Source organism: uncultured Empedobacter sp., assembly GCF_937930195.1.
Taxonomy (GTDB): Bacteria; Bacteroidota; Bacteroidia; order Flavobacteriales; family Weeksellaceae; genus Empedobacter; species Empedobacter stercoris.
This window is the reverse complement of record NZ_CALGVK010000141.1, coordinates 1-11,492: the sequence shown is the minus strand read 5'-3', so window position 1 is coordinate 11,492 and position 11,492 is coordinate 1. Positions and strand designations below refer to the sequence as shown.

General features: G+C 33.6%; 10 protein-coding genes. 2 read left to right on the top strand and 8 right to left on the bottom strand.

Annotated features, from left to right (window positions below; genetic code table 11):
* Window positions 1-279 precede the first annotated feature (279 nt).
* The 5 genes from Q0616_RS08220 to priA all read right to left on the bottom strand — a co-directional run bounded on the left by Q0616_RS08220 (window position 280) and on the right by priA (window position 7,318).
* The gene (locus tag Q0616_RS08220; RefSeq protein ID WP_225542437.1) at window positions 280-1,413 is read right to left on the bottom strand and encodes an efflux RND transporter periplasmic adaptor subunit; all 1,134 of its coding nucleotides are present in this window, start codon (window positions 1,411-1,413) and stop codon (window positions 280-282) included.
* Between the two features lie 24 nt (window positions 1,414-1,437).
* The gene (locus Q0616_RS08215) at window positions 1,438-2,694 is read right to left on the bottom strand and encodes an ABC transporter permease (protein WP_298776385.1); all 1,257 of its coding nucleotides are present in this window, start codon (window positions 2,692-2,694) and stop codon (window positions 1,438-1,440) included.
* The gene (locus tag Q0616_RS08210; RefSeq protein WP_225539965.1) at window positions 2,694-3,923 is read right to left on the bottom strand and encodes an ABC transporter permease; all 1,230 of its coding nucleotides are present in this window, start codon (window positions 3,921-3,923) and stop codon (window positions 2,694-2,696) included. The genes Q0616_RS08215 and Q0616_RS08210 overlap by 1 nt, the downstream gene beginning before the upstream one ends.
* 56 nt (window positions 3,924-3,979) lie before the next feature.
* Window positions 3,980-4,669 carry an ABC transporter ATP-binding protein gene (locus Q0616_RS08205; protein WP_171623678.1) on the bottom strand — a complete coding sequence of 230 codons (690 nt, stop codon included), beginning with the start codon at window positions 4,667-4,669 and terminating at the stop codon, window positions 3,980-3,982.
* Between the two features lie 189 nt (window positions 4,670-4,858).
* The gene (priA, locus tag Q0616_RS08200; RefSeq protein ID WP_298776378.1) at window positions 4,859-7,318 is read right to left on the bottom strand and encodes a primosomal protein N'; all 2,460 of its coding nucleotides are present in this window, start codon (window positions 7,316-7,318) and stop codon (window positions 4,859-4,861) included.
* A gap of 182 nt (window positions 7,319-7,500) precedes the next feature.
* On the opposite strand from priA, the gene Q0616_RS08195 reads away from it, so the two are divergent.
* Window positions 7,501-7,803 carry a hypothetical protein gene (locus Q0616_RS08195; RefSeq protein ID WP_171623680.1) on the top strand — a complete coding sequence of 101 codons (303 nt, stop codon included), beginning with the start codon at window positions 7,501-7,503 and terminating at the stop codon, window positions 7,801-7,803.
* 64 nt (window positions 7,804-7,867) lie between these two features.
* Here the strand turns inward: Q0616_RS08195 and Q0616_RS08190 are convergent, their stop codons facing one another.
* Window positions 7,868-9,040 (bottom strand): proline dehydrogenase family protein, encoded by a 1,173-nt coding sequence (locus tag Q0616_RS08190; protein ID WP_171623681.1) that lies wholly within the window; start codon window positions 9,038-9,040, stop codon window positions 7,868-7,870.
* A 131-nt stretch (window positions 9,041-9,171) separates the two neighbouring features.
* Complete coding sequence (locus Q0616_RS08185) at window positions 9,172-9,420, bottom strand: type B 50S ribosomal protein L31 (protein WP_171623682.1); 249 nt, start codon at window positions 9,418-9,420, stop codon at window positions 9,172-9,174.
* Window positions 9,421-9,734: 314 nt separating this feature from the next.
* On the opposite strand from Q0616_RS08185, the gene Q0616_RS08180 reads away from it, so the two are divergent.
* Complete coding sequence (locus Q0616_RS08180) at window positions 9,735-11,108, top strand: hypothetical protein (RefSeq protein ID WP_298776372.1); 1,374 nt, start codon at window positions 9,735-9,737, stop codon at window positions 11,106-11,108.
* Window positions 11,109-11,173: 65 nt separating this feature from the next.
* On the opposite strand, the gene Q0616_RS08175 is transcribed toward Q0616_RS08180, so the two are convergent.
* Window positions 11,174-11,492 (bottom strand): LexA family transcriptional regulator (locus Q0616_RS08175; RefSeq protein WP_298776369.1); only part of this gene is annotated, 319 nt, incomplete at its 5' end.

Sequence of the window (11,492 nt, the reverse complement as noted above, 5' to 3'; positions counted from 1 at the left end):
TGAAGGCAACATAGTGGCAGTAGAGTGGCAGTAGAGTGTATACAATACTTTTTTTGGACGGTTTATAGTTTTAAAAAAAGGAAACTCATTGCGCGCGAGGTTTGTATTTTCACTGCATGGAATGATTAGGCGGTGACGATTTGCTGAATCAAGCAAATGGGCAGCGGCTACTTTTGGGTTATGGACTCGGGAAAGGTTTCGCGAAGCGAAATAAATTAGTCAAAAAAAAAGAAGGAAAACATCACTATTTTCCTTCTATCTGTTGTTTAATGGCTATTTTTAATGCGGTCCATTTCCGTTTTTATTTTTTTCTAAATCGGTATTCCAAATTTTTATTTTATCTGATTTGTTAAGACCTGATTTCACTTGTACATTTACTCCATCTGTAATTCCTAATGTAATGTATTTTTTCTCGTACTTCGCATCTTGTCCTTTGCCAGAAGTTAGAATTTCGACATACGGCTTTTGGTTTTCATCATAGCGCACATGAGCAGATTTTACCAACAAAACATTTTTTGCTTCCTGCGTCACTACCTCAGCATTTGCAGAGTAACCTGCACGAATAAAATTATTAGAATCCAATTGTACTGGCGCTTTGATTTCGAACTGCACTACTCCATTATTCGCTACTCCTTGAGGCGAGATAAAATCTAAGATTGCTGTAAACGTTTTATTTGGAATTGCCCCAATCGACACGTTAATTTTCATGCCTTCTTTTAATTTACCAACCTCAGCCTCATCAACTTTTCCTTGAAAAATCATTTTCTTAACATCTGCCATTGTAGCGATCGTCGTTCCTGTAGAGAAATTATTGATTTCTTGAACCATATTTCCTACCTCAACAGGAATGTCGAGAATCATTCCAGAAGTTGTTGCTAAAATACGTGTCGTCGCATACGCTTCCAAACCTGGAGCGATACCTGTTTGTGCGACTTTATAATCATTTTCAGCAGCTTTTAATTGTTGTTGAGCCGACTTATAAATTGCATTTGCGTTGTCGTAATCGGCACGAGGTAAAACGCCTTGATTATATAAAGTAGATGTTCGATTGAAATTACGACGTTCCTGATCGACTGTAATCTGTGCAGCTTGAATAGCTTGACGCGCCGCATTTAGCGATTGAACATTTGGGACAACTTTTAGTTCGCAAATTAATTGTCCTTTTTCTACATATTGACCTTCGGATACATTGATTGATTTTATAACCCCCGAAATATTGGGTTTAATTTCTATCGTTTCTAACGGTTTCACTTCGCCTGTTGCAACAGCTTTTACTTCGATATTTCCCATAAAAGGCGTTGTTGTTTCATAAACTTCGTTGTCTTGGCTATTCTTTTTACCGAAATACGCAATCACACCGATTACAGCACCGATAAAAATGACAATCATCAAAATCTTTAGAATTTTTTTCATTCTTTTCTATTTGTTAAGTTTTAGTTATTCGTCTCTTAAAGCATCAATTGGCTTGATTTGTATTGCGCGTTGTGCAGGAATTAATCCCGCCAAAGTTGCCATAACAACCATAACAGCTAAAGCTGTAAATAAGGTAATCAAATCGATTGAGGCATTATATAAAGGTATGTTTTTATTGGATGGAATGATCACTTCGTTAAGAACCATTAATAATAATGCAGCAAAAATAATTCCGCCTAATCCTGCAATTAAAGTCAACACAACAGATTCTAATAAAATTTGACCTCGAATTTGAGCTGGAATTGCACCTAAAGCTCTTCGAATTCCGAATTCTTTTGTACGCTCTGAAACTGTAATCAATAGAATACTTGCAATTGCAATAACACCGGAAAAAAGAGTCATTCCGCCTACAACGATTGCTAAAAATTGCATTCCTTTTACAAACTTCATAATTTTACCCAGCATTTCACCTAAATTAAAACCACCTATTCCTTGATCATCTTCGGGTGCAATGTTTTTGATTTGTTTGAGAAACGTTTTCAATTCTTTTTCAAAAGCTACAATATTATAATTATTGGGTAAACTCAAGCTCAAATATTGAATTGTTTCTCCTTGATTGTATATTTTTTGGAATGTTGTAAATGGAATAAATACCTGATCTTTGCTTTCTACGGGTGAAGAAGGCGTGTCGTAAACCCCTACAATTGTGTAATAACTATCACTTATACGAATTGATTTTCCCAAAGGATGTGCGTTTTTTCCGAAGAATTGTTCGGCAACTTCTATTCCAATAACACAAATTTTAGCTTCAGTTTTGATATCATCTTCGTTGATAAAGCGACCTTGAATGATGTCTTTTCCAAACATTCGGTTTTGATCTGGATAATCTCCATTAACCGTGTAAAAATTATATTTTGTTCCGTAAGTTAATATTGAACTTGGTTTCGAGTTTCGAGGAGCTAACAACGAAATTTGAGGAAATCGGGCCTGAATTTGTCGAACGTCACTCATTTTCAATTCAATTGTGCGTCCTTTCTGAAAACCTTGGTACGGCATTGAAGTAGTACCTCCCCAAACAAATAAAGAGTTGGTTGCGGCATTTGCCAAATTGCGATCAAAACCATTTTGTAAACCACGTGTCACTCCTAACAAAAGAACAAACAAGAACATTCCCCAAGCTACACCTATCATCGTCAAAATAGTGCGCAACTTATTTTTGCGAATCGCCGCGTAGACTTCGCTCCAAGCATCTGGATCAAAAACAAATTTTACAAAGTTCATTATTCGTCTCTTAAAGCATCAATTGGTTTTATACGTGCTGCATTCAAAGCTGGAATTAATCCAGAAACTGTTCCTGCAACAAACAAAATAATACAAGCCATTACCAACGAATTGGTTTCAACACCTGGATTATAAATAAAATATTCTTCTAAACTATCGCCAATATTCTCTACTAATAAAGCGGCAAAAGCAATTCCTATGGCTCCAAAAATAAGTGTAATGATAATAGCTTCTTGCAAAATAAGCGACAAAACATTGGCTGGTGTTGCACCTAAAGCCTTTCGAATACCAATTTCTTTGGTACGTTCTTTTACGCTAAACACCATTATGTTTCCGATACTTACAATTCCTGCAATTAAACTTCCTCCTCCAATTACAAAGACAATTATTGTTAAGATTACAAAAAACTGATTGGTATCTTCCATTGTTTCGGCAGCGTTACGCACCCACATTCCACCATAATCTGAAGGCGCAACATTGTGTCGAGCTCTCATATTATATTCGATTGCATTTGCTAATTTAGAAATATCAGTCAAGGACATGCCATCTTTTGGCGTTACAATAATAGATGAAACCTTATCTGTCGCATAAATTGTTCTGAATGTTGTGAATGGTGCATACAACGCTCGTTCGGCATTATCGCCACCATCTTTACTTTCGAAAACACCTACAATTTGGTACATGCTCGCTCCTATTTGTAAGTATTTACCAATCGCAATTTGATTGGGATAAAAGTCTTGTGCAACTAATCGTCCTACTACAATAGATTTGGTCTGATTGTCCATATCTTTTTGATTGATAAATCGACCAAGAGTTACTTTTTCATTGATCATTCCCTCATAAGCAGGATAAACTCCAGTAATCGAATAACTACCAGAATTGGCTTCGTTTCGAATCGTATCTACTTTGGCAATTGTACTTACAACTGATTTGATTTCTTCAGGATAAGAATGTTGAATAAAATTGAAGTCTTTGATATCCAACTCAATTTTTCGTCCTTGCTTAAATCCCTTATAAGGTTCTGTTGTTGTTCCTCCGTTAATAGTTATATTTAACGAATTTGCCTGAAAAAATTCTTGTTGAAAACCATTTTGCAAACCATTTCCCAATCCATACAATGTAATAAACACAAAAAGCGCCAAAGCAATTGTCAATCCAGACAATGCTGTACGCAATTTATTACTTGCAATAGACGACCAAATTTCTCGCCAACGGTCTGTATCAAACATATTCTATATTTACGATTTTTGATTTAAAATTTCCGAAATTTGAAACTCGGAAATCATTAAACTCTTATTTGTTCTACATGTTCATCGCTCACGATAATACCATCTTTTAGACGAACAATACGTTTGCACATATTCGCAATATCGTCTTCGTGCGTTACCATCACAATTGTTTTTCCTTCGTCATTAATTTCTTGAATTAGATGCATGACTTCTTGTGAAGTTTTGGTATCCAATGCTCCAGTAGGCTCATCTGCTAATAACAATTTAGGTTTTGCTGCCAAAGCTCGTGCTATTGCCACACGCTGCTTTTGTCCTCCCGAGAGTTCGTTAGGCATATGAGAAGCCCAAGGTTCCAATCCTACTCTTTCGAGGTAACTAAGTGCTATTTTATTTCGGTCTGAACGTTTTACTTTTTGATAATACAGCGGTAAGGCTACGTTCTCCAATACATTTTTGAAACTAATTAAGTTATAGGATTGAAAAATAAAACCTAAGAATTTGTTCCGATAATTAGCCGCTTTTGTCTCGTTTAATTTTTCAATTCTAACACCATCCAGTTCATAAACACCTGTATCATGTTCATCCAACATTCCAATGATATTCAATAAAGTTGATTTACCCGAACCCGAAGATCCCATAATCGCAACAAACTCGCCTTCCGCTATTTCAAGGTTGATTCCTTTTAATACGTGAAGTTTATTTTTCCCCATTATGTAGGATTTATTTAAATCTCGAATAGATATCATAGATTGTTGTAAAATTTCAATAAAGATAACAGATAAGTCGAAATTATTGGAAAAATGTTACACTCACTTTTGAAGAATTCTGTTGAATAGATTTAATCTTAGCTGTATCGAATTAAATCGTTAAGTAATTTTGAAGTATAACATCAACTAAAAAACTCTCAAAACCTAAGGTTTTGAGAGTTTATATTTTTAAACTGGATCTACATCTACATCAATTCGTACCGAACGAAAAGCTGCAATTGTATGCAATTGATCTATTTTTGATTGAATTAAATCTTTTACTTTTTGAGGCGATTGATTTGGTCGAATTTTAATCATCACATCTGTAATATATAAATTATTGATTCGTCCAATCGACGGCGCTTCTGGTCCAAGCAAACATTTAGTCTCGAAACTTGGTTGAAGTAAAGTAACCAATTGAGCTGCTGTTTTATCTAATCGTTCTTTATTTTTATGTTTAAAACGAAGTTTGATTAAGCGTGCATAAGGAGGATACAAAAACTCTTTGCGTTCGTACAAAATATCCTTCATCGTTGGCGCATAACTATACGTTGTGACATTTTGCAAAATCTGATGTTCGGGCTGAAAAGATTGAATCAATACTTTCCCTTGTTCTTGTCTTCTCCCTGCTCGTCCAGAAACTTGCGTCAACAATTGAAATGCTTTTTCATGTGCTCTAAAATCAGGGAAATTCAACAAAGAATCTGCTCGAATCACACCAACAAAATTTACATTTCCAAAATCAAACCCTTTAGTAATCATTTGTGTACCGATCAAAATATCAATTTCTTTGTTTTCAAAATCTTCAATTAATTTTTCGTAGGCAAACTTTCCTCTCATCGCATCTACATCCATTCTTCTGACCTTGGCTTCTGGAAAAATAGCCTGCACTTGATGTTCTATTTGTTCTGTACCAATACCTTTTGTATTCAATTCATGCGAACCACAACTTGGACAACGCAATGGCTTAGCTTGAGCATAACCACAATAATGACATTTTAATTGATTTGAGAATTTATGATAAGTTAAACTCACATCACAATTCGAACATTCGGGTGTATGACCACAGGTATTACATTCCATAATCGGTGCATATCCACGACGATTCTGAAACAGAATGACTTGTTTCTTTAGGTTTAATTGCTCAAAAATTTCGTCTCGAAGTGTGTGCGAAATATCTTCTGTTATTTCCTTTTCTTTTTGTGCTTTTTTTAGATCAATCAAATTAATTTCTGGCAATTGTATATTTCCAAAACGCTCTTTTAACTCAACATAACCATATTTATTTTGTTTTGCATTAAAAAAACTTTCAGCAGAAGGCGTAGCAGAACCTAATAAGATTTTCGCATTCATCATTCCTCCTAACAACATCGCCATATCGCGTGCATGAAAAAAAGGTTTAACATCCATTTGTTTGTAAGACGATTCGTGTTCTTCGTCAACGATAATCATTCCCAAATGATCAAAAGGTAAATACAGCGCCGTTCGCGGACCGATAATAATGTCAAAATCTCCGTTCAAGGTCTTTTGCCACAATTCGACACGTTCATTTTGATTGAATTTAGAATGATAAACCCCTACCTTTTCACCAAAATGCTTTTTGATACGATGAACAATTTGCGTGGTAACAGAAATTTCAGGCAATAAATACAACACCTTATTTCCTTTCGCCATCACTTGCTCCATCAATTTGAGGTAAATTTCCGTTTTACCGCTTGACGTCACACCATGCAACAAAACAGTGGATTTTTCTCTAAAATATTCTTTAATTTGGTTTAAAGCTTCAGTTTGTTTCAACGTTAATTCCGCAATCGCAGCAACATCTTTTTCTTCTTCTTCTACGCGAGATGTTTGATGCTGATAAATCTCAACAGCTCCTTTCTCTGCCAACGATTTCAACACTGCATTTGTAGCACCTTGTTTTACAAAATCAGCAACTTTGATCGGTTTTTCTTGCAATTGCGTTTCTAACGTAATTAATTGTAACAAGGTTTCACGTTGTTTTGGTGCTTTATTTAATTGACTTAAAATTTCGATAAAAGCCGTTTCATTTCCTTTTAAATTGGGATGTAATCTGACATAATTATCAATTTTTGGTGTATACTTTTCGTTCAGTTTTTCATCTAACCGAATAATTCCTTTATCAATTAATAATTTAAGTGTAGGAATAGCAGATTTCTCATCTACAATCAAAGCAGCTTCTTCAACCGAAATAATTTCTCGAAGTTTCAATGCTTCGAAAACCAAGAATTCGTAATCATTTAATTCTTCAATCGTTTCGTAATTGGGATTAATCAATCGAACAAATGTTTGGGATTCTAATTTTAACGCTGAAGGAAAGGCATTCCGAAAAACATCTCCCAATGAGCACATATAATAATTCGCCATCCATTCCCAAAACTTTATCTGTGTTTGCGTAACCAAAGGTTCGTCATCCAAAAAAGCATGAATTGATTTTGTTTTGTATAATTCTGGCGCATTTTGATGAACAGAATGTACAACACCCGTATACAGCTTTTGGGTTCCAAAAGGTACAGAAACGCGCTGACCAATCTTAATTTGCTGTACATCTGATTCGGAAAGATGGTAAGTAAAAGTCCCATTCAACGATAGTGGTAAAATAATTTCAGCAAAATAAGTTGTGTTCATTTTATACGATTAAAAGGGCAAGTTAAGCATTTTTTTTCTCAGAAATTAAGATTATAAAAGCATAAACTTTTACAAATTATTATCATTTCATTTTCAGTTTGTTTGGATAAATAATTATATAAAATGAGCCATAAAATTGAATTGAAAGTTTTATCTTTAAGAATAATAAATTCATTTAAAATATGAAATCACTTTTCACTTTAGCAACTCTTTCTACCTTCATACTTTTTTCTTGTAGCACAACTGTTACACACGATCGCTTATTTACAGGAGAAATTGTTAGAGATTGTACAGGAACTTACATTCGTATAGATAATAAAGTGGATTATTTGGTTTGCAATGCTGAAATACTTTCAGAAAAAAAAGAAGGTGAAAGTGTAAGTGTTATTTATGATTTTGAAAAAACATGTGATGAGCTCGATAATAAAGCGACATGTATGATGTATCACGAACACAAAGGAAAAATTAGAATTAAGAAAAAATAGATTGAATAAAAAAATCCACTCGTTTGAGTGGATTTTTATTTATAATAAATTTCGATTATTTCGATTATTTCGATTTTTTACGACGTTCTAATTCTTTTTCAATCAACATCAATTCTCGTCCAGTTTGTCCAGCAACAGAGGTATTTTCTTGTGCACGACGAACCAAGTATGGCATCACTTCTTTGATTGGTCCGTAAGGTAAATATTTTGCAATATTATAACCTAAATGAGCCAAGTTAAACGAAATATTATCACTCATTCCGAATAATTGTCCAAACCAGAAATTAGGATTATTTTTCTCGATTCCATTTTCGTTCATTAATTTAATCAACAATTCGCAACTTTCTTCGTTGTGCGAACCTGCAAATAAACCAAAACGCTCATGATGCGTTGTTATAAATTCTAAAGCTAAGTTATAATCTCTGTCTGATGCTTCCTTGTTTGGTTGAATTGGAGATGGATAACCTTCTGCTTGCGCACGTGCACGTTCTTTTTCCATATAAGCTCCACGAACAATTTTAAATCCTAAGAAATAACCTTCGCGTTCAGCTTTTGCATACATCTCTTTCAAATAAGCCAAACGGTCGTGACGATACATTTGCAACGTATTCCAAACCAAGGCACGTTTTGTATTGTACTTCATCATCATTTCGTCTGTCAAATCATCTGCAGATCCTTGCATCCAAGTTTCTTCTGCATCAATCATAATGTTAACGTCTAAATCGTAACCTTTTTGACAAACTGCTTCGAAACGTTGACGAATATTTGCCCAAGATTTTTCTTCTTCAGCTGTTAATGTTTGTTTTTTTCCTACTTTTTCAAATAATTCGATTCGTCCAAATGCTGTAGGTTTAAAAACTACAAATGGAATTGAAGGATTTGATTTTGCCAAATCAACTAAGTGTAACATCACGTCACGAACTTCGTCAAATTGTTTTTCTTCTGTTAATCCTTCAATCGAGTAATCTAAAATAGAACTTACATGGTATTTAAATAATTCATTTGCTACAACCACACCTTGCTCTGCTGTTTCGCCTCCTACAAATTGTTTGTAAATTGTTTCGCGAATGGCAGGTTTAACGAATGGTAAATCTACGGCAAATGGTAAATTAAAAAACTTAGTTCCAAAACTTGTTAATGCGGGGCTTCCGATTAATTTGTATAAGTAATAGGCTTTCTTTAAATCTTTGTCAGATTTCGATTCGAAAGCAAACTGTGTATTGTCGAATAATGACATGTGAGTTAATTATTTTTTGTGTTATATAACTTTACAAATTTATAATTAAAACCTGATTAAAATAAAAAAACCTACAAGAAATTCTTGTAGGTTTTTGATATATTTTAATGGTATAAAATAGTTGCCTATTCTTATCCTCTTTTAGCATATTTGCTTCTGAATTTGTCGATACGTCCTGCAGTATCAACCAATTTAGATTTACCTGTGTAAAATGGGTGAGATGTAGAAGAAATCTCCATTTTGATTAATGGGTACTCTACTCCGTCAACAACTAATGTATCTCTAGTATCTGCACAAGATTTTGTGATGAATACTTCTTCGTTAGACATATCTTTGAATGCTACTAAACGGTAATTTGTTGGGTGGATATCTTTTTTCATTTTTTTAATCTTCTTTGTTAACTTTATTGGAGTGCAAAGATAATATTATTTTGAGAATGTTGCAATCAATTTGACTGAAAAAACATTTAAAACAATACGTTAAGCAAATTTAATTTCGAGTGTAATGGGCTTCTTAAAATTAAACCTGCACTTCTTGTACACATTTTTTTCGTGGTGCAAATATAAACATTTTCGTTATTTGTACAAATATTTTTCTCAGATTCTCTCTATAAAAATCTAATTTTTATCTTTGTCTTATAAACAATAAATTACCGCATTTGTTGTTTAACTATTATCAATGAATCATTAATTCTATGAATGTAAAAACATTTGTCGCTGGACTTGGTATCGCTTCTTTGATTGGTTTTCAATCGTGTCGCGATGATTTTGACTATGATCCAATTAGTTCTGAATTGCGCTATAGCAAAGATACTGTTTCCGTAGACACCGTATATAATTTCTCGAAATCAGAGACATATCTCTTAAAAATTTATAACCCGGAAAATGATGATCGCGTGATTCCGAAAATTTATTTGACACGTGGAGATCAATCATTTTTTAATATTAATGTTAACGGAAAAGCAGGAACAAGTTTCGAAAATGTTCCTATCCGTAAAAAAGATAGTTTATTTATTTTCGTTGAAGTTAATGCACAAGAAGCGCCTCAAAATCCATTATACGATGATGAAATTAATTTCGAAACATCTAATTCTTCGAAAAAGATTAAATTATTATCGTGGATAGAAAAAGCTAAAATTCATCCGAAAGATGCTACGATTTCTTCTGCTAATTGGAATGTAAATGAAGCGCAAGTGATTGATGGAAATTTAACTGTTACCAGCGATTTAACAATTGACAAAGGTGCGAAAGTATATTTCAAAAAAGGTGCGAGTTTAACGATTGGTAACAACGCGAAACTTATGGTAAATGGTGCTTTGAATGAGGAAGTAAAATTCCGTTCGGTTCGTCATGACAACAAATATGATTCGATTCCTGATCAATGGAATAAAATAGAATTAGCGCCAAATAGTACGTCAAAAATTAATTATGCTAAAATTATTGGTGCCGATACTGGTTTACATGTGAACAATGCGAAGTTAGAGATTAGTAATGCGAAGATTGTTAATAATCAATCGTACGGAATTTTAGCTACAAATGCCACAATTACTGGTCATAATTTGGTTATGAACAACAGTAATTTAGCAACTTTAGCTATAGAATATGGTGGATCATACGAATTTTATCATTCAACATTTGCTAATTATTTCAATTTTGCAACTGCGGCCGGACCAGCTTATTCACTTTTCTTGAGTAACGAAAACAATGATAAAAATGTTTCGGCTTTAACAAAAGCGACTTTTGGAAACTGTATTTTTTATAATGAACGTACACCAAATGCAATCGTATTAGATAAAAAAGATGGTGCTCCATTTAATTATTTATTCGATACCAATATTATTCATAATTCGGATACCTCAACATTAAATGTAACAACTGCTCCAAATTTCTTGGACAATATTACATTAAACCCAATGTTTGAAAACACTGATTATAATGCCAATAAACTATGGCTAAAAGCCGAATCTCCTGCAAAGAATAAAGGAAAAGTTAGTTTTGCACAACAATTTCCGTTAGATTATAATGGTCAACCACGAGGAACGACTCCTACGATTGGGGCATATCAATAAAATTAAAAAGCTCAATCATAATTTGATTGAGCTTTTTTTATGAACTATAATTCATTTAAATAAATCTAAATTCGATTACTTTTTTCTCTAACTAATACGCCTACAACACCTAAAATAATCACCTCATCACTTTCTTGTATTTGTACACAATTTTTATAGCTCGCGTTAAGAGCAACTAATTTATTATTGACTTTATCAAAACGTTTCAAGGTATAATCATCATGATTGACTGATACAATTATATCATCATTATGCAAGGGAATCAAATCTGTTCGAATCACCAAAATATCATTTTTTTGATAAATAGGATACATCGAATCTCCACCAACCACAATCAAAAAAGTAGATTCTGGATGCGTTAAATAACGTTCGTCCAAACTTATT

Excerpts from the sequence above, each read along its gene's own strand:
- Q0616_RS08220 (WP_225542437.1), bottom strand. The coding sequence starts at position 1,413 with ATGAAAAAAATTCTAAAGATTTTGATGATTGTCATTTTTATCGGTGCT.
- Q0616_RS08215 (WP_298776385.1), bottom strand. The coding sequence starts at position 2,694 with ATGAACTTTGTAAAATTTGTTTTTGATCCAGATGCTTGGAGCGAAGTC.
- Q0616_RS08210 (WP_225539965.1), bottom strand. The coding sequence starts at position 3,923 with ATGTTTGATACAGACCGTTGGCGAGAAATTTGGTCGTCTATTGCAAGT.
- Q0616_RS08205 (WP_171623678.1), bottom strand. The coding sequence starts at position 4,669 with ATGATATCTATTCGAGATTTAAATAAATCCTACATAATGGGGAAAAAT.
- priA (WP_298776378.1), bottom strand. The coding sequence starts at position 7,318 with ATGAACACAACTTATTTTGCTGAAATTATTTTACCACTATCGTTGAAT.
- Q0616_RS08195 (WP_171623680.1), top strand. The coding sequence starts at position 7,501 with ATGAAATCACTTTTCACTTTAGCAACTCTTTCTACCTTCATACTTTTT.
- Q0616_RS08190 (WP_171623681.1), bottom strand. The coding sequence starts at position 9,040 with ATGTCATTATTCGACAATACACAGTTTGCTTTCGAATCGAAATCTGAC.
- Q0616_RS08185 (WP_171623682.1), bottom strand. The coding sequence starts at position 9,420 with ATGAAAAAAGATATCCACCCAACAAATTACCGTTTAGTAGCATTCAAA.
- Q0616_RS08180 (WP_298776372.1), top strand. The coding sequence starts at position 9,735 with ATGAATGTAAAAACATTTGTCGCTGGACTTGGTATCGCTTCTTTGATT.